20 protein-coding genes and 1 other annotated feature are annotated in these 22,549 nt (G+C 39.4%); of the genes, 4 read left to right on the forward strand and 16 right to left on the reverse strand.

Annotation, left to right across the window (positions count from 1 at the left end; translation table 11 throughout):
* Nucleotides 1-95: 95 nt before the first annotated feature.
* A complete protein-coding gene (locus tag C7B89_RS16810) occupies nt 96-554 on the forward strand; it encodes a MarR family winged helix-turn-helix transcriptional regulator (RefSeq protein WP_009373748.1) in 459 nt (152 codons plus the stop codon).
* 39 nt (nt 555-593) lie between these two features.
* Here the strand turns inward: C7B89_RS16810 and C7B89_RS16815 are convergent, their stop codons facing one another.
* The 8 genes from C7B89_RS16815 to C7B89_RS16850 form a co-directional block, all read right to left on the reverse strand.
* Nucleotides 594-1,106: an adenine phosphoribosyltransferase gene (locus C7B89_RS16815; protein WP_004226730.1), complete on the reverse strand. Its 513-nt coding sequence runs from the start codon at nt 1,104-1,106 to the stop codon at nt 594-596.
* A gap of 23 nt (nt 1,107-1,129) precedes the next feature.
* Nucleotides 1,130-3,460, reverse strand: a complete 2,331-nt coding sequence (gene recJ / locus C7B89_RS16820; protein ID WP_115674143.1) for a single-stranded-DNA-specific exonuclease RecJ — start codon at nt 3,458-3,460, stop codon at nt 1,130-1,132.
* 141 nt (nt 3,461-3,601) lie between these two features.
* Nucleotides 3,602-4,393: a tryptophan synthase subunit alpha gene (gene trpA, locus C7B89_RS16825; protein ID WP_103118488.1), complete on the reverse strand. Its 792-nt coding sequence runs from the start codon at nt 4,391-4,393 to the stop codon at nt 3,602-3,604.
* Nucleotides 4,390-5,601: a tryptophan synthase subunit beta gene (trpB, locus tag C7B89_RS16830; RefSeq protein ID WP_004226717.1), complete on the reverse strand. Its 1,212-nt coding sequence runs from the start codon at nt 5,599-5,601 to the stop codon at nt 4,390-4,392. Before trpB ends, trpA begins: the two co-directional genes overlap by 4 nt.
* Nucleotides 5,601-6,215 (reverse strand): phosphoribosylanthranilate isomerase, encoded by a 615-nt coding sequence (locus tag C7B89_RS16835; protein WP_115674144.1) that lies wholly within the window; start codon nt 6,213-6,215, stop codon nt 5,601-5,603. The genes trpB and C7B89_RS16835 overlap by 1 nt, the downstream gene beginning before the upstream one ends.
* Nucleotides 6,212-7,003 (reverse strand): indole-3-glycerol phosphate synthase TrpC, encoded by a 792-nt coding sequence (gene trpC / locus C7B89_RS16840; protein ID WP_115674145.1) that lies wholly within the window; start codon nt 7,001-7,003, stop codon nt 6,212-6,214. The genes C7B89_RS16835 and trpC overlap by 4 nt, the downstream gene beginning before the upstream one ends.
* Nucleotides 7,003-8,031, reverse strand: coding sequence for an anthranilate phosphoribosyltransferase (gene trpD, locus C7B89_RS16845; protein ID WP_054550037.1), 1,029 nt, complete (start codon nt 8,029-8,031; stop codon nt 7,003-7,005). The genes trpC and trpD overlap by 1 nt, the downstream gene beginning before the upstream one ends.
* Complete coding sequence (locus C7B89_RS16850) at nt 8,031-9,359, reverse strand: chorismate-binding protein (protein ID WP_054550036.1); 1,329 nt, start codon at nt 9,357-9,359, stop codon at nt 8,031-8,033. The genes trpD and C7B89_RS16850 overlap by 1 nt, the downstream gene beginning before the upstream one ends.
* A 99-nt stretch (nt 9,360-9,458) precedes the next feature.
* Nucleotides 9,459-9,700 (reverse strand) — a binding site (T-box leader).
* Nucleotides 9,701-10,020: 320 nt separating this feature from the next.
* On the opposite strand from C7B89_RS16850, the gene C7B89_RS16855 reads away from it, so the two are divergent.
* A complete protein-coding gene (locus C7B89_RS16855) occupies nt 10,021-11,709 on the forward strand; it encodes a methyl-accepting chemotaxis protein (protein ID WP_115674146.1) in 1,689 nt (562 codons plus the stop codon).
* Between the two features lie 106 nt (nt 11,710-11,815).
* On the opposite strand, the gene secDF is transcribed toward C7B89_RS16855, so the two are convergent.
* Together secDF and C7B89_RS16865 are read right to left on the reverse strand one after the other, a co-directional pair.
* Entirely contained in the window at nt 11,816-14,083 is a 2,268-nt protein-coding gene (gene secDF / locus C7B89_RS16860; protein WP_066036503.1) for a protein translocase subunit SecDF, read from the reverse strand.
* A gap of 346 nt (nt 14,084-14,429) precedes the next feature.
* Nucleotides 14,430-14,738, reverse strand: coding sequence for a post-transcriptional regulator (locus C7B89_RS16865; protein WP_004226703.1), 309 nt, complete (start codon nt 14,736-14,738; stop codon nt 14,430-14,432).
* 93 nt (nt 14,739-14,831) lie between these two features.
* Between C7B89_RS16865 and C7B89_RS16870 the strand changes: the two genes are divergently transcribed.
* Nucleotides 14,832-16,349, forward strand: coding sequence for a putative polysaccharide biosynthesis protein (locus C7B89_RS16870; RefSeq protein WP_004226701.1), 1,518 nt, complete (start codon nt 14,832-14,834; stop codon nt 16,347-16,349).
* Here the strand turns inward: C7B89_RS16870 and C7B89_RS16875 are convergent.
* Complete coding sequence (locus C7B89_RS16875; protein WP_066036504.1) at nt 16,346-16,981, reverse strand: DUF421 domain-containing protein; 636 nt, start codon at nt 16,979-16,981, stop codon at nt 16,346-16,348. The two genes, C7B89_RS16870 and C7B89_RS16875, sit on opposite strands and share 4 nt — an antisense overlap.
* A gap of 138 nt (nt 16,982-17,119) precedes the next feature.
* On the opposite strand from C7B89_RS16875, the gene C7B89_RS16880 reads away from it, so the two are divergent.
* Nucleotides 17,120-17,971: a polysaccharide deacetylase family protein gene (locus tag C7B89_RS16880; protein ID WP_048395178.1), complete on the forward strand. Its 852-nt coding sequence runs from the start codon at nt 17,120-17,122 to the stop codon at nt 17,969-17,971.
* A gap of 73 nt (nt 17,972-18,044) precedes the next feature.
* Here C7B89_RS16880 and yajC read toward each other — a convergent pair whose 3' ends face one another.
* From yajC to ruvA, 5 genes are all read right to left on the reverse strand, one after another.
* Nucleotides 18,045-18,311, reverse strand: coding sequence for a preprotein translocase subunit YajC (gene yajC / locus C7B89_RS16885; RefSeq protein WP_004226696.1), 267 nt, complete (start codon nt 18,309-18,311; stop codon nt 18,045-18,047).
* A gap of 253 nt (nt 18,312-18,564) precedes the next feature.
* Nucleotides 18,565-19,710 (reverse strand): tRNA guanosine(34) transglycosylase Tgt, encoded by a 1,146-nt coding sequence (tgt, locus tag C7B89_RS16890; protein ID WP_016991901.1) that lies wholly within the window; start codon nt 19,708-19,710, stop codon nt 18,565-18,567.
* Nucleotides 19,711-19,767: 57 nt separating this feature from the next.
* Nucleotides 19,768-20,808 (reverse strand): tRNA preQ1(34) S-adenosylmethionine ribosyltransferase-isomerase QueA, encoded by a 1,041-nt coding sequence (gene queA / locus C7B89_RS16895; RefSeq protein ID WP_054550032.1) that lies wholly within the window; start codon nt 20,806-20,808, stop codon nt 19,768-19,770.
* 17 nt (nt 20,809-20,825) lie between these two features.
* A complete protein-coding gene (gene ruvB, locus C7B89_RS16900) occupies nt 20,826-21,830 on the reverse strand; it encodes a Holliday junction branch migration DNA helicase RuvB (RefSeq protein WP_004226692.1) in 1,005 nt (334 codons plus the stop codon).
* Between the two features lie 18 nt (nt 21,831-21,848).
* A complete protein-coding gene (ruvA, locus tag C7B89_RS16905; RefSeq protein ID WP_048395174.1) occupies nt 21,849-22,469 on the reverse strand; it encodes a Holliday junction branch migration protein RuvA in 621 nt (206 codons plus the stop codon).
* Between the last annotated feature and the right edge of the window lie 80 nt (nt 22,470-22,549).

The raw sequence follows: 22,549 nt of genomic DNA on the forward strand, positions 1-22,549 counted from the left end.
ATCATAGTAATCGTTCATAAAGCTGTCAAGAAGTAATTTCTAGTTATTGGGTGTATACTTATAATTAGTAGAATCCCCTTAAAGGAGTACTGTCGATGAAGAATCAACTTAAAAATATTGATTATACACAAATTTGTGTTTGTGCAAACCTTAGAAAAAAAACAAGGGTTGTCACACAATTATATGATAAGCTGCTACAGCCTACAGGTTTAAAAGTTACACAATATTCAATGCTTGCACATATTGACCTTCAACAAGCTGTCTCAATCAGCCGTTTAGGTGAAATTTTACAACTGGATCAAACCACTATAACACGTAATATTAATCTATTAAAGCAACATGGCTATGTTGAGTTAAAGCGAGATACCAATGATGCTCGTACCAAAAAAATAACGCTCACTGAAAAAGGTTTAGAAAAGCTGCATGAAGCAGCACCTATTTGGCAAGGCATTCAAGATAGAATTATCGAGGATATTGGAACCGAAAAATACGCAGATTTCTACGATACCTTGCGAACAATGCAAAAAATTATTCAAGCCTATGACGAAGTATAAAAAAAGCGCCCACAGTATAGGGCGCTTTTTGCCATGCTCTTAATATTGAATAAGTGTTTTAATATTTAAATCGCCAAGCTTTTCGCGACCATTTAATTCTAGAAGTTCAATCAGGAATGCACAGCCTACTACCTGACCACCTAATTGTTCTACTAAACGAACCGTTGCTTCAACTGTACCACCAGTCGCTAGTAAATCATCACAGATTAAAACTTTTTGACCAGGCTTAATTGCATCATGATGCATTGTTAACGTATCTTTACCATATTCAAGACCGTAGTCTGCACTAATTACCTCACGTGGTAATTTACCAGGTTTACGAACAGGGGCAAAGCCGATTTCAAGTGCATAGGCAACTGGACAACCGATAATAAAACCACGTGCCTCAGGGCCAACAATAATTTCAGCGCCCACTTCTTTTGCATATTCTACGATTTGGTCTGTTGCATATTTGTATGCAGGACCATTATCCATAATTGTTGTAATATCTCTGAAGGTAATGCCCTCTTTCGGCCAATTTTCAACCGTTGTAACGTATTGCTTTAAATCCATGTTATTGCTCCTCCTACGAAACGTTATTCGTCCGCTGATGTTAAACGTTCATCAAACCATTGTTTTAATTCTATATAAGGAGCATAGACAAGCTTTTGCTCCATTTCAATCTGTTCTGAACGTTGTTTGTAAGACGGTGCCTCTGTTAGTGCTTGTTTTGGAGCATTCACGTTGACAGTCGTCAGTCCACTCTCCATTTTAACAAAATCAAGCTCAAAAAACACCTGTGTCATAAATTTTAGTGTATCTAATGGCCACCCCGTATGCTTCGCTAAATCTGCGATATGCATATCAAGCGGAAAGGCTGGTCGATTTTTCAAGAACTTATAATACCAAGCAAATTGCTCACGAGTAGGTAGACCACTGAAGTATTGCGAGTCAGGCATATAAAAATGAGCATAAATACGTGAAGGGGCTGTCTTCTGTAAAACGTCCTCTAGCTTTTGAACATTGTGTGGCAAGTCTAAGAGCACGATGTAATCACTTTGTTCAATATTTGAAAGGGCTGGGTCAACCAGTGTAATAGGTGCACCGATTAATGATTGATAATAGGTCATCGTTTCTGGACGAAAGGCGATAAACCGGGCCACGTCCTTCGGTACCGTATTCAGCCATCGAGCTGTTTGACGGATACCACGAATATCAAATAACTGCCATTCTGTAGTTTGGACATCCTCGATCATAAATTGGGCTTTTTTACGTCCCTGCCATTCGTTAATTTGCAAATCGCCTATAAAGGAAACTTTGATGCCATACGTTAATTCATCATGTAAATGCCCTTTGTTAAAACCAACACTATCCAATTTATCATAGCCGTTTGTTATTTCCATTTTAATATGATTCTCGCCCGCTCCAATTTTACGCATGGAGGCGATTTCTACATCCTCCAGCACATACACAGGCTTAGGGAAATCTGTGCCAAATGGTCCTAGTGTTGAAATTTCCTCAATAGCATCCGCTGAAATTTCGTCTATGCTGAGCGGTATATCAATATGCACTACAGGTGTTAATTGCTCCTCTGTTAAACAGGCTCTTGCCTGAGCATCTAAGCGAGTACGTAGTTCATCCACATGCTCTAATGATAAGGTCATACCTGCAGCCATAGGATGTCCACCAAAATGCGGTAAAATATCTCGATTTTTAGCTAGTTCATTATATAGATGAAAACCTTCAATACTTCGAGCAGAACCTTTTGCTATGCCCTTTTCGGGATCGAGTGACAGCACAATCGTTGGGCGGTAATACAGTTCAACGAGACGTGAGGCTACAATTCCTACAACACCTGCGTTCCAGCCCTCGCCAGCAACAACAAGAACTAAGGAATTGCCGATTTTTTCATCTGCTTCAATCAGTGCGATGGCTTCATCTGTAATACTTTTCACAATATCTTTGCGCTCGGTATTGCAGGCATTTAGCTTTTTTGCCAATGCGGTTGCTTTAGCATTATCCTCCGCCATTAATAATTCGACACCAGGAGCTGCTTCACCTAGACGACCAACAGCATTCAATCGTGGACCAAAATAAAAGCCAATCGTTTCTTCTGTAATTTTCATCTGCTCTGTACTGGCTATGTCACACATCGCTTGTACCCATGGACTAAGGGAACGACGCATTTCTTGTATGCCCCTCTTCACGAGATAGCGATTTTCATCCACCAACGGAACCAAATCTGCTACAGTGCCAATCGCCACAAATTCTATTAGATGGCTTGGTAGTTCACCATAAAGAGCATGTGCCAGCTTAAAGGCTACCCCTACTCCTGCTAGCTCGCCAAATGGATATTGCCCTTCTGGTATTCGGGGATGAAGAATAATATCTGCTGGTGGTAGCTCCTCACCTGGCTCATGGTGATCTGTCACAATGACATCCATACCAAGCTCCTTTGCTACTCGAATAGGCTCAATACCAGATATACCATTATCCACTGTAATGATTAACTGTACACCAGCTTCATAGGCCTCCCGAAATAGGGCTTCATGCGGACCATAGCCATGGATAAAACGATTCGGAATTTTAAAGGAGACGTCTGCTCCAAGATCTAGTAAAACATGTAACATAACGGTTGTGCTTGTCACACCATCCGCATCATAATCACCATACACTAAAATTTTCTCACCATTTTCTAGTGCTTGTTCAATTCGTGCTACCGCTTCAGCCATACCATGCATAAGAAATGGGTCATGGATATTTGCCTCAGTCATATTTAATAAGCTTTCTGCCTCAGCCGTTGTTTCGCAGCCTCGTGCTGCTAAAATTTTTGCTGCAATCGCAGAAAGTTGTAAGTCATTTTGTAATGCTTGTACAAGTGTTGCGTCAGGACGCTCCACCTGCCATCTTTTTTTCGATAGAATCATCTGCTCACTTCCTTACGAAAGCTATTATACCGAATTTCTATAGGTTGCGCACTATCCGTTAGATTGATAGTTTTATCCATCGATTTTTAATTTCTATTCGTCACTTTTCCATTTCTTTCATCATCAAAAAAGCCTACTCTTCTAAAGAGTAGACTTTTCTAACATACCTTTCGAGGCGGCTACTAATGCTTCCACCGTTGCCAAATCTCCTTGATGCAATGCCGTCACAATGGCACTACCGACAATTACACCATCTCCCAAAGCCCCCATCTTTTTCACTTGCTCTGGTGTTGAAATACCAAAGCCTGCAAGCACAGGGATTGGACTTGCTTGACGTAAGCTTGCAAAATGCTGTTCTAAATTATCAGCAAAACGCGATCTTGCTCCTGTGATCCCATTAACGGTCACTGCATAAACAAAACCCTGACTAGCTGCTGCGATGCGTGCTATACGCTCTGGAGGGCTTGTCAATGAGATAAGCTGTACCACATCAATGCCATATGGATTTAATGCATCACGTAACAACTCGCTCTCTTCCAAAGGGACATCTGGTACAATTAATCCCTTAACTCCTCCAGCTACACAGGCTTGCGCAAAAGACTTTAAGCCATATGCTAATACTGGATTGAAATAAGTCATGACTACGAGAGGCACTGTTATTTCATCTCTAAATGACGCGAGTGTTTGCAACACTTTTCTTAATGTCACACCAGCTTTGAGTGCACGTTCTCCTGCTCGTTCGATTGTTGGACCATCGGCAACAGGATCTGTAAAAGGAATCCCTACTTCAATAGCAGTTACCTCTAATTGCTGCAGTTTTAAAATAGTTGGCTTAATGGTCTCTAGCCCTCCGTCACCTGCCATGATATAAGGTATAAAAGCTTTATGACCTTCAGCTTTTGCCTGATCGATCGCTTGCTGTAAAGTTGTCATTTTACATCCCCTCCTAGTGCTGCTCGAACTGTGTGAACATCTTTATCTCCTCGACCAGATAAGCACACAACAATGATCTGATCTTTTGCCATGGTCTTTGCAAGTTTTGCCGTATAAGCAATGGCATGAGAACTTTCAAGTGCAGGCAGTATCCCTTCTGTTCGGCTTAATAATTGTAGTGCCTCCAGTGCTTCAGCATCTGTGATGGAGTCAAATTGAGCTCGACCAATATCATGTAAATAACAATGCTCTGGTCCTTTCCCTGGATAATCTAACCCAGCTGAAATAGAATGTGCTTCTTGGACAAAGCCGTTTTCATCCTGTAATAAATACATATAGGCGCCATGTAATACACCTAATTGTCCACCTGCGATGGCCGCAGCATGCTTCCCAGTTTCAAGACCACTTCCCGCTGCTTCAACACCGTATAAGGCAACTGATTCATCATCAACGAATGGGTGAAACATACCGATTGCGTTACTGCCACCTCCAATACAGGCAACAACTGCATCAGGTAAACGCCCCTCTTTTTGCACGATTTGCCTTCTTGTTTCTACTCCAATGACACGCTGAAAGTCCCGAACAATTTTTGGGAATGGGTGAGGACCTAAGGCAGAGCCTAAAATATAGTGGGTATCCTCAACATTTGTCACCCAGTAACGTAGGGCAGCGTTCACAGCATCCTTTAATGTTTTAGAACCACTTTCCACCGATTGAACCTTTGTGCCAAGCAACTCCATACGAAAGACATTTAACTGCTGACGTTTTATATCTTCTGCTCCCATAAATACAACACATTCTAGATTTAATAATGCACATGCAGTAGCTGTTGCCACACCATGCTGCCCAGCTCCTGTTTCAGCAACGATTTTCTTTTTACCCATGCGTTTGGCTAGAAGTGCTTGCCCAATCGCATTATTAATTTTATGTGCACCTGTATGGTTTAAATCTTCACGCTTTAAATAAATCTTTGCTCCATCTAGCGCCTTCGTTAAATTTTCTGCGTAATAGAGCGGTGTTTCGCGGCCAACATAGTCTTCTAAATAATAGGACAGCTCCTCTGTAAATGCAGGGTCTAGTAATGCTTGCTCATAAGCAGCTTCTAATTCAAGCAAGGCTGTCATTAATGTTTCGGGCACAAACCGACCACCAAATTGTCCAAAACGCCCTTCTTTTGTCGGTACACTATTTGCTATTGATATTCCCATCATCTGCTCCCCCTCTTTACTGCCTGTAAAAAAGCTTGTATTTTGGTAGAATCCTTGCTTCCATCTGTTTCTATACCACTTGAAACATCCACCATAAAAGGCCCTACATCCGTAATAGCCGCTTCAATATTGTCTACATTGAGACCACCCGCTAATAGTAATTTTTCTTTGGGAATCCCTACTTGCTCAAGGAGTGTCCAATCAAAAGTGTGACCACTCCCGCCTTTAAACTCTGTACCAGGCGCGTCAAATAAATAATAATCTACCTGATAGCTAGCAGCCGCTTGAACATCCTCTTTTTCTCGTATCGATAATGCCTTTATGGCGGGATAACCTTGCTCCTGAATAAATGCTGGCGTTTCCTCCCCATGATATTGCACATAATCTAAGGGCACTCGCTCTACTGCTTCCTTTAATTCGGCTGACGTTGGATTCACAAAGACACCTATTTTTAAAACACCTTGTGGTACATGCTTCGCTAACTGTTGGGCTTGCTCAATGGATACACGGCGTTTACTCGGTGCAAAAACAAACCCTATAGCATCTGCACCAGCATGAACAGCTGTTTTGACATGTTCTTGCTCCTGTAGACCACAAATTTTGACCTTTGTCATACCGATGCCCCCTCTTTACTTACTTGCAAATCTCGTAGTGCTTGCCCCGCATCTCCACTCCTCATCAAAGCTTCACCTACCAGGACACCACTAGCCCCCATCGAGGCTACTAGCTTCGCATCGTCCTGCGTCCATATGCCGCTCTCACTAATTAATACTCGATTCTCATCAAATGGAAACGCATTAGCAATTTCTCTGGTGCGCTCTAGGCTTACTTCGAAGGTACGTAAATCACGATTATTAACGCCAATTAACTTTGCATCTACCGCAAGAGCACGTTCAAGCTCTTCACAATCGTGTACTTCCACTAAAACCTCTAGGCCTAAGCCCGTTGCATAGCTATATAAATCACGTAAGGCATCGTCTGTTAGGGCTGCCACAATTAATAAAATAATGGATGCACCTGCCGCCTTGGCAAATCGAATCTGCACTCGATCAATCATAAAATCCTTACAAAGAAGTGGGGTATCTACAGCAGCAGCAACTGCTGCTAAATCTTCAAAGGAGCCTTTAAAAAATTCCTTGTCTGTTAAGACCGAAATAGCTGCTGCTCCTGCTAGTGCATAGACTTTTGCTTGAGCAACTGGGTCTGCTCCGCCAGCTATTAACCCTTTTGAAGGGGAAGCACGCTTCATTTCCGCGATGATTTGCAGTGTATGAGCTTGACACAATGATTCAATGAACGAGCGACGTGGCGTTTCTGTAAAGTTTGCTAAAGGATCTGGCTGCTCTAATAAAGCACCTACCTCAATCTTTTTTTGCAGTAATATTTTATTGAGTATATTCATTACCCTACCTCCACTTCTTTAATTTGCATGCTATATGTTACAACCGCCTCTAATTTTTGTTGTGCTCTCCCGCTAAAAATACTTTCCTTTGCCATGGCTACACCCTCTTTGATGGTTTCCGCTTGACCATAGCCAAATAAGCCGATGCCAGCATTTAATAGTACTGTATCTAAATAAGGACTCCGTTCCCCAGCCAATATTTTTTGCATAATCACCGCATTTTCATCTGCATTGCCACCACGGATGGCCTCTAAAGGGGCCATTTGAAGACCGACATCTTCTGCATTTAGGGAAAAGGGAATTAGATCTCCTTTATCTACTAAAACCAATGTATTTTGACCTGCTAATGAAGCCTCGTCTAAGCCTTGTGGTCCTGAGACGACAATGGCCCGCTCACGTCCAAGCATTTGTAAGACTGAGGCATATTCCATGACAAAATTCGGTCGATTAATGCCTGTAAATTGTGTGGATAATGGGACCGGATTTGTTAAAGGACCAACAAGATTAAAGATTGTCGGTTTTCCTAATGAACGGCGAACTTCACCAATTCTCTTTAATTTCGGATGAACATTCGGTGCATAAATAAAAGCGATTCCCTCTCGCTCGAGCAAATGGGCTGTTTGTGGGATGGAAATAGCTGTATGAATACCTAGTGCCTCTAGCACATCTGAGCTACCAGAGGAGGAAGAAATTTTACGGTTCCCATGCTTGGCAATTTTGACACCTGCCCCAGCTAACACGAAAGCAGAAGCTGTACTGATATTAAAAGTATGAAGACCATCTCCACCTGTACCGCAATTATCCATATAGCTACCTTCTTTTACGGCTATATCAAGAGCAAAAGATCGCATAATAGTTGCTAATGCGGCTACTTCATGTGCAGTTTCTCCCTTCGCAGCTAAAGCTGTTAAAAAGCTTGCTATTTCTTCTTTAGGAGTATCATCCCGAAATAACCATTGCGCTGCCTGTAGCATTTCTTCGTACATGAGATGTGTTCCCTGCAGTACTTTCCCTTGTAATCGTTCCATTAGTTTTGCCCCCCATTGCTCACCAGTAACTGTAAAAATGCCTGTTCTTCCTCTTGCACTTGATGTAAAACGTTTTGCACATTTGTATATTTGGTAACAGTTATTGTTGCTTGCAAATGCATGGTATCCTGTTTAACTACAATAGATTGACCTGTTAAGGCAAAATCCAAATGGCCATTAAATCCAATAAAGCCGAGAGCACCAAAATAACCAGCTGCATGCGGAAGCTCCGTTGCTGAAAGCGGGGATATGGTTGCTGCTAAAACATCCAGGGCATGAAGCATTGGTAAAAGCTTTCCTTCTACCCTAGTCGTCATGTGCAGTGCCTTTTTGGACCGCTGGATACGCATAGCCTCCATGACCTGAACAGAATCTCGGAAACAAACCGACTGTAATTCTTGCTGAATAGCCCTAACAAGAAGTGCATGTGATTGCCTAATGCTTTCATGGTTGTATAATTTACGTTCATTTTCTAGTTCTTCATTTTTTGTTTCCCCTCGCGGATATGTTCCCTCTGTAGGAGTCGCAATAACGCTTTCACCTTTTACTCGGATTAGACTTTCAGGAGAAGTACCTAACACAACATGATCCTCAAATTCAATATAATACATATAGGCTGCAGGCTTTTTTTTACGTAGCTGTCGATACAAAGCCAACGTATCACCTTGAAAATTGGCTACATGGCGGTTCGGCAAAACTACCCTTGTTATGTCATCATGTAGGTTGGCTTGCATTGTCTGTAAAACCGTTGCAAATGATTCGTTTGTTGTAGTATCAAGCGGTTGATAACGATAAGATGCTTCGTCACTGATATGCCCGTTTACTATTTGTTGAGCCAATTCTTCCAAATCAGGTTCCTGCTTTTCTGCATCTATATTTGTATGAATTAATGTCACTTCATCTGTTTGATGATCGAAGACAATAATCGTTTCATAGACATGAAAATAAGCATCAGGCAGTTCTATTTTTTTATCTACGAACATCGTTGTACCGCCAAAGCCTATATATCCAACGGCACCACCTGAAAATGGAAATTGCGTCGTATTGGAAATACGTGGCATGAGGCGTTTAAGAAGAACAAAAAGTTCCCCTTGATGCACGTATGTTTTTCCTGTTTTATAGGAAACCTCTTGGATTTCTTGGCCCACACCTTTATATGTTTTTCGTGGATTAGCACCAATGAAGGAAAATCTTCCAGCTCCTTCGTGTTGGGCAGAACTTTCCAATAAAAATTTATGTTTTCCCTGTAAACGCCTAAAAATCAAAATAGGTGTTAAAGAATCGCCATTGATCGTTTTCATTTTTGTTCTTGAACTCGTTATTTGCATAGCTATTTTGCTCCTTTTTCAAAGATTCCTTTAGCTAATGTCTAGACGAATGCTGAATGAAAATAAAAAAGCCCTCTGCAAAAAGGATTATTCCTAATTGCAGAGGACGATTATGACCGCGTTGCCACCTCATATTAGAGCATATGCTCTCACTTTTGTGCTTTACATCATGGCTATGGTAAACCATACCATGAAAGCACCCCTATAACGTGGGGAATCACGTTCGCTTTTTTATAAGCGACTCTCATAAGTCCATTCACATAAGCTGTAAATCAGTTTACACCAGCCACTGACTCTCTTTATTACACACTTAGGCTACTACTCTTATTCAACAATTTCTCAGCTATTCTCATCTAAACTCAGCTCATCTGTTCTGTGGCTGACCTCGCTCCCGAGATCTTCTACCTTGACCGAACAAAAAGTTAGCCTTAATTCTATGCCAATTCAATACTATTGTCAATCAATTCTGACGAAAAAAGTTGAAATTCCTATTTTATCAGAGGAATCAAAAGTAGGTATATTATCCTTCTATAAAAACTTATTGGAGAATAAGATTTCCTACGATTGAAAATTCCTTGACTATTGACCATGTAAATATATCAAGTTATAGTAATTTCAGAACATCAATTTTTTCCATATAATAAAAGAAAGTAGGAAGTTTATGTCCGTTCGCAAAAAATTAAATATAGGATTCATTTCCTTAACATGTTTACTTTTTATCTCAAGCATCGTATCATTTATTCAATTTAAAACAACTCAGAATGATTTAGAAGAAGTATTAAAGCATCGGATGGTGCAAATCCAATTAACAGATAAAATCCAACAACAACTTGCTTCTCAAGGTTTATTTTTACGCTCCTATATTTTAAATAAGAAGGACGAAACAGCTAAGGCCAATTTAGAGCGCTATGAAAAGTTGTTACCTGAAACAGTTCATGAACTTTCTACTATTGTTCGATCAGATTATACAAAAAATATTATGCAGCAAATCACGGAATTGCAAAAAGAGTTACTGTCAAATTCACAGAAAGCTTTACAAGCGTTTAATAGTGGCAACACGGATCTAGCACTCTCAATCATTAATAATGATGTTACAAAATACAATAAGGACATTTTTAAGTTAACAACTGAATTATTAGCTTATCACGATGAACAGCTTCAAAATGTTGACCAATCTGTTAATCAAACCGTTTCACGCGCTATTATCATTGCTATTAGCCTTCTCCTTGCAAGTATTATTATTGGATTATATTTTATGCATATGGTCAAAGCCTCCATTATCCTGCCCCTACGCAAGGTTATTGGAGCAGCAGATACATTAGCACAAGGTGATTTAACAATTGCTGAGCTTGACCATCAATCAAAAGATGAGATCGGTACACTTGCCAATGCAGTCAATACATTAAAACGAAATCTAGCTGGTTTAATGACTAACATTCAAGATAGTGCATCCCATTTATCGGCTGTTTCAGAAGAGCTTTCTGCTAGCACTGAAGAAGTAACTGCAACTTCCGATAATATTGCTCAACGAATTCAAAATAATGTAACACATATCTCTTCTTCTGCTAGTGCCTCTCAGCAAAGTGCTGTGGCAATGGATGAAACTGCATCAGGTGTCCAACGCATTGCAGAGGCTACTCAAAGTCTTCATCACAATGCAGAAAATCTGACTCAGCTTGCCCATACAGGTGGTGCAACGATTGCAACAGCAAAAGAACAGATGAATATGATCGCACTAGCAACTTCTGATATTGCAACATTAACGCAAAAACTAAGTAAGCAATCAGAAGAAATTGGGCAAATTACAACAGTGATTACAGCAATTTCAGAACAAACAAATTTACTGGCACTAAATGCAGCTATTGAAGCAGCAAGAGCAGGAGAACATGGGAAAGGCTTTGCAGTCGTAGCGGATGAGGTACGAAAACTTGCTGAGGAATCGAATCAATCTGCCAATCAAATCGTTGCTATTACAAAAGAAATTCTAACAGATACACAAAATGTTGCAGCATCAGTAAATAATGGTTTAGCTTCTGTAAAGGATGGTGTAGCCAAAATTCATGAGGCTGGAGATGCTTTCTACTCCATCACCTCTGCTGTTGCTGCATTCACAGAGCAAATTGAAGAAATTTCTGCCACATCTGAAGAAATCTCTGCTAGTGCAGAGCAGGTTGCAGCTTCTGTCACGGAAATTGCCAATGTTTCTAACGAATCAGCAACGAATTCTCATATGATTGCAGAATCTGTTGACGAGCAAGTTGCGACCATGCAGCAGGTAAATACTGTCGCAGAAGAATTAAGTGAAAATGCGCAACAGCTACAAGGCTTAATCCAGCAATTTAAATTGTAAATACTATATGAAAAATCTGCTGCTTTTTATAAAAGGCAGCAGTTTTTTTTGCATGAAAAAAGCAGAGAATAGAAAACTATATGTTTTCCATTCTCTGCTCATTATATTATACAGTAGGCTCGTCTGTACCCCATTGTTTCTTCTCTTTTTTACGTAGCTTCCCATCTGATTTTTTCATTTCACGAATTTTTAATGAATACCAGATTTGAGCTGCGATACAGATTGAAGAATACATACCTGTAATCAAACCAATCAATAACGCGATAGAGAAGTTTTGAATAGATGGTGCACCAAAAATTAATAGGGCTACAACAACGATAATTACAGTTAATACTGTATTAACCGAACGACCCATTGTTTGGCGTAGCGATTTATTCACGATATTCGCCAATACTTCACGGTCATTAATGGTATCATAACGATCTAAGTTTTCCCGCATACGGTCAAAGGTAACAATCGTATCATTGATGGAATACCCAACAATTGTTAATACAGCCGCAATAAACGTAATATCTACTTCTAAACGCATGAAGCTAAAGACGGCAACAATTAAGAATACATCATGCAATAATGAAACAATTGCACCAATACCCATGCGCCATTCAAAACGAACTGCTACATAAATGATAATCCCTATTGCTGCAAGAGATAAAGCCTTAATCGCATTTTTTACAAGTTCCTTACCAACTGTAGGCGATACAGTACTTACAGCTGGTTCATGACCATATTTTTCGCCAGCTTCTTTTTTAAATTCTAAAATTTCTGCTTGTGTAAGGTCATCTTTATAGCGAATGACTGCTGTATTACTTTTCTCACCAGAGAGTATGATATCTTCTGATGAAAAATCAATGCTATCTAGATATTTGGACACTTCTTCTTTTGTTAATGTTTGATTCGATTCAATTTGGACACGAGTACCGCTTGAGAAATCGATACCTAGGTTAAGGCGGAAGATGCCAAGAACCACTAAACCAGCCACTAAAATGGCTAATGAGAACGTATAGAATTTCTTACGGTTGTGAACAAAGTCAAATCGATCGAATTTCGTTGATAAATCTAATGTACCAATATTTTCATCTAGACTATGCTGTTTAGATTTTGCAATACCAAACCATGCAGGACTGTTGAAATAGCCACTGTTTACAAGTAGTCCTAATAGGACACGTGAGCCCCAAACTGCTGTTAAGAAGCTCAATAAAATACTAATAATTAATGTTGTAGCAAATCCTTTAACAGAGCTTGTTCCCCATTGGAACAATACTGCTGCAGCTAATAAAGTTGTCAACTGCGCATCGACAATGGCTGATAAAGATTGTTTAGAACCAATTTGGAAGGCTTGTTTAGCGGAATAACCCACCCGTAGCTCTTCACGTATACGTTCTGCCGCTAAAATATTGGCATCTACTGCCATCCCTATACCCAGAACAATGGCCGCAATACCTGGGAGTGTTAATACCGCATTAATCCAGTCAAAGACCACTAATACTAGGAATGTAAACACAACCAGTGTAATGATGGAAATAAAGCCTGGTAAACGATAGTAGAATAGCATAAATAAGAAAATAACTATTACGCCGACAATACCAGCAAAAATAGTACTTTTCAGTGCTGCATCACCAAATTGAGCACCAACAGAAGTTGAATAAATTTCATCTAGCTTTACAGGCAATGCCCCAGCATTTAAAATATCTGCTAAATTTTTTGTTTCTTCAACAGAGAAATTACCGCTAATCATAACATCTGTTGTATTTAATGTTTGACTAACTGTTGCTGCAGATGCATAGCGAGGCTTTGCTTTTTGTGATTCCGCTTTATAGGAATCGACACCCTCTTCAAAGTCTAACCATACAACCAGTAAATTTTGACCTGCGGGTTTTGCCGCAATTTTACTTGTTATATCAGCAAATTTTTTCGCATCTTTTAAAGTTAAGGATACAATCGGACGATTTTGTTGGTCAAAAGAGCCTTTAGCACCGTTAGCTTTCAAATCGTCTCCATCTAATAATAAATTATCATCAACATCACGGAATGTTAAATTCGCAGAAGTAGACAATAACTTACGTGCCGATTCCTGATCCTCAACACCAGCTAATTGCACACGAATACGATTTTTGTCCTCAACCTGAATACTCGGTTCACTAACCCCCATCGTATTTACACGTTCACCAAGTGCAGTGGATGTTGCTGTGACAATTTCTGGTGTAATTTTTTGTCCTTCTTTTAATTCATTTACCTCGTAAAGCACTTCAAACCCGCCCTGTAAGTCAAGACCAAGCTTGATGTCCTTTAAGACGCCGTTTACAGTCGTACTAATACCTGCTGCCAATAGCACGATAATCAGTAGGAATGCAACTATACGACTTTTTAGTTTCATCAATAAATCCTCCTCGAATTGGTGTAAGGGCTGTCCTTACACGCCAAACAAGTAACTAGCAATACCTTTTGAAACGTTTAATCCTCCTTTTCATCTAGAATCGTGTTACCTGTGCTTCAAAAAGGTTGCTTTACTTATTTCAATCGTTCATAACGCGCAAGTTTATCTTAGTATTATTAGGTACTAGCCTTCTAAATGTCAATAAAAGCAATGAAGACTTATGTAAGTAAGAACTTATTCAAAATAAAAAAAGCGCAACACACTTATTATGAAACAGGTTGCGCTTGGTGTCAATTCAACACGTATAGGATTCTTAGAATTATTGTAAAATTTGACACATCATTGATTACGTTCTGACTGGACCAAGCAGTAATTGTAACTCGTCTGTATTGACTTCTTCAAACCAATTATTACTTTGTAAAAACTCTACTTGATTAAATGAGACGATATCAGATGGTGATACCGAAAAAATGGTAGAAATGACTTCATGTAAACGTAGTTGCTCAACTTTCTTTTTACGCCATTTTTTTTCAATACAGTAGCGCCAGAGTTCTTCGGCTGTAATAGCATTATATTGATAATGCTGGAACTCTGCTATCTTACTATCAATTGCCGGACGAATCTTTTCAAATAGTTGCTCATATTGCATACTCATTTTGAATCATCTCCAATCAAAGTCGTAACGTAAGACATGCTTGCATACAAATAGTGTAAATGAATTTTTGCGGCTTGAGAAGGGACGGATGGCATGAGTTCTTTTGTACGAGGTACATTATTTTTAATGTTTGTGATTTTTTTATCTAAACTTTTTGGCTTCTTTTATAGAATGCAATTTATGCGGATTGCTGGTGAAGAGGCTGTCGGTATTTATATGACCGTCTATCCAGCGTTTATTTTCTTCATCTCACTCATTCAACTAGGACTACCTATCGCTGTGGCTAAAATAGTGGCTGAATTACTAGCAAAAAATAAACGTGAGAACATCTTTGGTGTCATGCGTACAGCCATTCTTTGGTCATTCATTGGCATGATCATTTTTATGCCACTCGTTGCACTAACAATACCATATATTTCAACAACTCTATTACATAATGAACAGACAACATTTACACTATGGATTGCACTCTTTGCTGTACCAGTATCAGTTGGATCTGGCTTATTACGTGCCTATTTACAAGGTGTTGCAAAGATTACACCGACAGCATGGGCACAAATGATCGAACAAATTGTACGTATTAGCTTCATTACTTTAATGCTACCCTATGTGGCTAATTACAATAATGCTGCTGTCACGGCTGCGGCGGCAATGGGCATTACACTGCTAGCCGAAGTTGTAGCATTCTTGTATTTATGGCTACACTATATCGTTTCCAAAAAGAAATTACTGACACGAAAAACTAAAATTGAAGGGTATCCTGCATCACCAATGTTACGTATTGCCCTTCCCTCTGCAGGCAGTAAGCTTTTTGGTTCTTTCACTTGGTTTTTAGAGCCGATTATCTTTTTAAAAGCTTTAACTGTGGCCGGTTTAACCGCTTCTGCTGCCACTATTCTATATGGTGTCATCTCCGGTGTTTTGGTGCCATTACTGTTATTTCCTGCGTTTGTATCAACAGCCTTATCGATTGTGCTCATTCCAGCTGTTAGTGATGCCGTCGCTCGTCAGCACATCCCGCTATTACAGGAACGAATTTCGGTGTCCCTAAGATTGTCTTCGCTAGTGGGTTGCTTTGCTGCTACGTATTTCTTTGTGCATGGAGATGAATTAGCTATGAAGCTTTTCCATTTAGAAGAAAATCGTGGGTACGTTAAAATTTTAGCACCTATTTTTTATTTTTATTATATTCAAAGTCCTCTACACTCCATCTTACAGGCAATTGGTGAGGCAAGAGCTGCCATGATGAACTCCATCTATGGTGGGCTAGGTAAACTTTTCGTGATGTTTGTACTTGCCTCTCAACCAGGTATCCAAGAAAAAGGAGCCGTTGTAGCTATTGGCTTTGGGGTATTACTAACGTCATTCTTGCATATAGCAACAGTTAGACAACGTAAAAACCTGCGTGCTGGCTTTAGAATGTTTGTCGTGCCTTATAGTTGTTTTATTGCTGTTTGCGTCGCCCAGTATTTCCTTATTCCAATACTATCACTACCATTTATTTTAAGTAGTGGTGTGACATTATTTTTGCTATTTACCTTTTTATTATTTACCAATCAGTTGCGTATTACAGATTTCCGTTACATTAAAAAATTGGCGAAGAAAGTTTAGGATTCCTTTAATTGGATATGCAGCTTATTGTCTTCCCAAATACAAAAAAATACCGTTTCACTGTCAGTAATATTATTTTTTGCTAGCTCACCCATTAGCCAATCCACATCTTTATGCATGGTAAATAAATGTCTCTCTTGGATATCACCGTCGATAATCAATGGATACACAAAGGCTTTTTCATCTTTTTTATAGACAGAAAGATTGCCTGAAGGCTCTAAATACGCAAAGGCTACATCTGTCACAGATGCAATTCCGTTTTCTCGTAATTGCTGACATAAATCATCTAAATTATAGCGGTGTTTTCTCATCTCACTCTCTAAAATAACACCGTCTTTTACTAATAAAGCAGGGTCACCATCCACTAGGTCACGTATTTTTTTGAACTTTAATGACAAAAAGGCACTTAATATTTGAATAAAGAGCAAAATAATGATAGGTAGTATGGCATTAAAGAGAGGATTTTTATAATCGTCTAGCGCAAAGGCCGCTACTTCTGCAATTAATACAAATACGACCAAATCGATGACTGATAATTCACCTACTTCTCGTTTACCCATTAAACGGAAAACGATGATGATAAACACATACAAAAAGCAAGTTCTAAAAATAATATGGTAATATTCTTCCATATAAACACCCCCATACTATCAAGGTGACCTTACTTATTGTTTTTTATACAGTTTTCAAGGAATAGTCCCTACTTGTTCGTACACACTAACATAGAGCTTAGATGCTTATCACAATAAACATGCAAACAAGGTGAGGACATGACAAAAAAAATAATCGTTTTCGTTTTTGTTTATATCCTTTTTCTTATTAGACCTTATCCTATTTACGGGTATCAGGAACAGGAAATACCTATTCTTATGTACCATCATTTAGAGGACAATATAAACAATACTACTGTTATTTCACCCAAAAGCTTCGAAAATCAAATGAAATTACTTAAAATGGAAGGCTATCAGGCCATTTCTGCTCAGCAATTATATGATTACTTAAACGACCAAGCGCCGTTACCTCAAAAGCCCGTGTTAATTACTTTTGACGATGGGTATTTTAGTAATTATGAAAAAGCTTACCCGATATTGAAAAAATATGATATGCATGCAGAAATCTTTGTGATTGCAAGCCGAATCTTAGAGATGAATGGAAACAATTACCATCCAAATGAAACAGCAAAGATGAGTTGGGATCAATTAAAGGAAATGAAGGATTATATTACAATCCAGAGTCATACTTGGGACTTACATTATAAATTACCTTCAAAAAATGGTAAACTAAATGGCGCAGTATTTGGTCCTAGTATTGTAAATGGGCAACTAGAGAGTCAGGTTGAATATGAAGAAAGAGTAAGAAATGATTTTATTCATTCAAGAAAAATAATCAAAGAAAAGTTAGGATATGAACCAATAGCAATAAGCTATCCTTATGGGATTTACTCACCCTCCACCATCAAATTAGCCAAGGAAGCTGGCTTTAAGATGGCCTTTGTCATACAAAATAAACATGTGAAAAAAGGCGATTCCCTATTTACGTTAAGCCGAATAACGATTAATGGCAATGATACTGGTGAGGCATTCATTCATAAATTAAAAACTACAACTGCAAAAAACATCTAAACACTGCCTTCTAATATTGTATAAAAAAGACTTACAATATAGCTATCGCCTATTGTAAGCCTTTTCTTCTTTGTTACTGATTGTCATTGACAATTCGTCCAATTGCTTGACGGTCAAATTTCACTCGTACATTGTCAGCAATTTTTAATGTCACTGCTGTGTCTTCAATTGCATCAATAACACCGTGTAAACCACCAATCGTAATGACTTTATCTCCACGTTGCAAACTACTTTGCATATTTTGTGTTTCCTGCTGTCTTTTTTTAGCTGGACGGATTAAGATAAACCACATTGCAACGAACATTAATAATATTGGTGCTAATCCTAATAATTGATCCATAATAGCATCTTGCCCCCTTTCCAAATCTCACTTTTTTAGTATAGACTATTCCACCATTAAAAAGCGATGGACAAGCCCAAAAATTTTCTCAATTACTAATATTTTTTCTATGATTGACAATATTTTGCTAGAAATATTCACTTTTTACAAAGTTTTGAATGATTTGCAAAACTATTGCTATTGATTATGGACATTAGGGGATGCCTAATGTCCTTTTTTTAATTTAGCGCATGAATGATCCTATTCGTCTAGTTTAAAAGTTTTTTGCATCTGGCCCATTAAAGCCGTATTTTTCAAAGAACTCTTCACGGAAATCACCAAGGCGATCTTGACGAATTGCCTCACGTACTTGCTCCATCAATTTTAATAGGAAGTGTAGATTATGATAGGATGTTAAACGAATACCGAACGTTTCTTCCGTGCGAATAAGGTGACGAACATAGGCACGAGAATAATTTTTACATGTATAGCAGTCACAGTTCGGATCAATCGGCCCAAAGTCACGTGCATATTTTGCATTTTTCACTACTAGACGTCCTTCTGATGTCATCAGTGTTCCATTACGTGCAATACGTGTTGGCAGTACACAGTCAAACATATCGATCCCACGAATTGCCCCATCAATTAAAGAATCTGGTGAGCCAACACCCATTAAATAACGAGGTTTATTTTCAGGCATCATTGGCGTAGTAAATTCTAAAACACGGTTCATCACATCTTTCGGTTCTCCAACGGATAATCCACCAATTGCATAGCCTGGGAAATCTAGTTCTACTAACGCTTCTGCTGAGCGGCGGCGTAAATCTTCGTACTCTCCACCTTGAATAATGCCAAATAAACCTTGCTCCTCTGGACGCTGATGTGCTTCCTTACAGCGTTTTGCCCAACGAGTTGTTCGATCAACTGATTTCAGCATATAGTCATGTGTCGCAGGATATGGTGGACATTCATCAAAGGCCATCATTATATCAGAGCCTAAATCATTTTGAATTTCCATTGCCTTTTCTGGGCTCAAAAATAATTTATCTCCATTGAGGTGATTACGGAAATGAACTCCTTCCTCCTCAATTTTCCGGAATTGACTAAGTGAAAATACTTGGAAACCACCTGAATCCGTTAAAATTGGACGATCCCAGTTCATAAATTTATGAAGTCCGCCTGCTTCTTTGACAATATCATTACCTGGACGAAGCCATAAATGGTACGTATTGGACAGAATAATACCGGCATTCATCTCTTTTAATTCTTCTGGTGACATGGTCTTCACCGTTGCTTGTGTGCCAACAGGCATAAATGCTGGTGTTTCAAAGGAGCCGTGTGGTGTATGGACGATGCCAAGACGTGCTCCTGTTTGTTTACATGTATGAAGTAGTTCATATCGAATTGCTGGTTGTGTCATAAAATAAATAATCCTTTCTTATCTGAAGTAAAAACAGTACTCCGATTTTATCCACTATTATTTTTTGGGACGTATAAACATAGCATCACCAAAACTAAAGAAGCGATATCTTTCTCCTACAGCTTGCTGATAAGCACTTAAAATGGTCTCACGAGTGGCTAGCGTACTAACAAGCATGACTAGTGTTGATTTTGGTAAATGGAAGTTTGTGATTAACCCATCCACCACCGTAAAATTGTAGCCTGGATAGATGAAAATAGACGTCCAACCTTGTTCTGCTCGCACTTCTCCCTCATATTTAGAACCAATTGTCTCTAATGTACGAGTAGAGGTTGTCCCAACAGCTATTACCTTGCCACCGTTACGCTTTACGCGATTAATTGTATCTGCTGCTTGTTCTGTAACACTATAGAATTCCGCATGCATTTCATGGTTCTCAATCGAGTCTACACTAACGGGACGGAAAGTGCCAAGACCGACATGTAGCGTAATAAAGACAACCTCTACTCCTTTAGCCTTCACTTGAGCTAATAGCTCCTCTGTAAAATGCAGCCCAGCTGTAGGCGCTGCAGCAGAACCACGCTCTTTGGCATAAACGGTTTGATAACGATCTTTATCCTCTAGTTTTTCACGAATATAGGGAGGTAATGGCATTTCACCAAGTTGCTCTAATATTTCATAAAAAATACCATCATACTGAAATTCAAATGTACGTCCGCCATGTTCAAGCTCACCTGTACATGTAGCTGTTAATAAACCGTCACCAAATGTGATGACTGTTCCTACTTTTACACGCTTTGCTGGTTTTACAAGTGTTTCCCACTCATCTGTACCAGCCATTTGCTTCAGTAGCAATACTTCTATATGTGCACCTGTTTCTTCTTTTACACCCATTAAACGAGCAGGTAAAACTCTTGTATCATTTAGTACAAGACAGTCTCCAGCATGTAGCTCGTCTAATACATGGGCAAAATGGTGGTGCTCCACTTTATTTGAGCCCGGTGTCACGACCATTAATCTACTTGCTGTACGATCAACTAATGGTGTTTGGGCAATAAGCTCCTCTGGTAATTCAAAATCAAAATCTTCTACACGCATGAAAATAACTTCCTTCTTTATGTTTGTTGGGGATACTCATATCCAAAATGTTCGTAGGCTAAATGTGTGGCTACTCTTCCTCTCGGGGTACGTTGAATAAGGCCAATTTGCATCAAATAAGGCTCGTATACATCTTCTATCGTAACCCGTTCCTCACCAATTGATGCAGCAAGAGTATCTAAGCCTACTGGGCCTCCTCGGAATCGCTCAATCATATTGGTTACAAGTTTATGGTCAATATGATCAAGCCCTCTAGGATCTACTTGTAACAGCTCTAATGCTTGCTGTGCAAGACCCTCCGTTATCATACCATCTCCAAGCACTTGTGCATAATCTCGCACTCGTTTCAATAAACGATTGGCAATTCGAGGTGTTCCACGTGAGCGTCTCGCCATTTCCATTGCTGCTACTTGCTCTATTTCTACCTCAAATAAATGTGCACTTCTCACAACAATTTCAGCAAGCGATCGGTCATCATAATATTCTAGGCGCAGCAACACACCAAAGCGATCTCTTAGAGGAGCTGATAAAGCACCCGCTCTTGTTGTTGCACCTACAAGGGTAAAGGGAGGTAAATCAAGTCGTACAGAACGTGCTTCAGGACCTTTTCCTACCACAATATCTAAGCAGAAGTCTTCCATTGCTGGATATAATACTTCTTCAATAGCACGGGGCAGTCGATGAATTTCATCAATAAATAAAACGTCCCCAGGCTCTAGTGAACTTAAAATAGCTGCCAAATCTCCTGGACGCTCAATCGCAGGGCCACTTGTCATGCGTACGTTAACATTCATCTCATTTGCGATAACAGCCGCTAAGGTCGTTTTACCAAGTCCTGGAGGTCCATATAACAACACATGATCTAAACTTTCTTGGCGAAGCTTTGCCGCTTCAATGAATATTTGTAAGTTTTCCTTTACTTTATGTTGCCCAATATACTGTGCTAATTTTTGAGGACGTAAAGATAACTCAAACTGCTCATCATAGCTCCCTGCTTCACTTGCCATCATACGTTCAGACATGCACCTTTCCTCCTTTCCTTATTTTAATTTTAGCAGTAGTTGCAATGCTTGTTTCATAAAGGCATCTGTCGTTTCAAGTTTATCGTTATCCTCTAGCTGTGGTTTAATTTTTTCTAGCTCTTTTTCAGAATAGCCAAGAGCCATTAAGGCAAGTAGGGCTTCTTCTAATTCATGTTTATAGGCATGCACACCAAACAAAGGTAATTCATCTTCTGCACTAGGTAATTCAAGTGTATCTAATAATGAACCAAGTTTGCCCTTCAAGTCGAGGATCATTTGACGTGCTGTTTTTTTACCAACTCCAGGGAACTTCACTAAAAACGCTTCGTCCTCCCGCTCAATTGCGCTAATAACCTGTTGTGGATTACCTGTAGCTAAAATCGCTAAAGCGCCCTTTGGTCCTATTCCTGACACTAAAATAAGCTTACGGAATAACTCACGCTGATCTAGGTTAGGGAAGCCATATAAAACTTGCGCATCCTCTCGCACATGCAAATGAACATATATCTGTTGCTCAAGGGCAGATGTTCGAAAAGCAAATGGATTGGGCGTATTAAGTTGCCACCCAATCCCCTGTTGTTCCAGCACAATAAATTCAGGTGTAATACGAGTAATTTGTCCTTTTAAATAATCATACATCTATAATCCCTCACAATCATCGTCTTCGATTATAGCATATAGCGAACGAATGCTCGACAAAAAGTAGCGTCTAAACTCCG

Source organism: Lysinibacillus capsici (assembly GCF_003367505.1).
GTDB classification, from domain to species: domain Bacteria; phylum Bacillota; class Bacilli; order Bacillales_A; family Planococcaceae; genus Lysinibacillus; species Lysinibacillus capsici.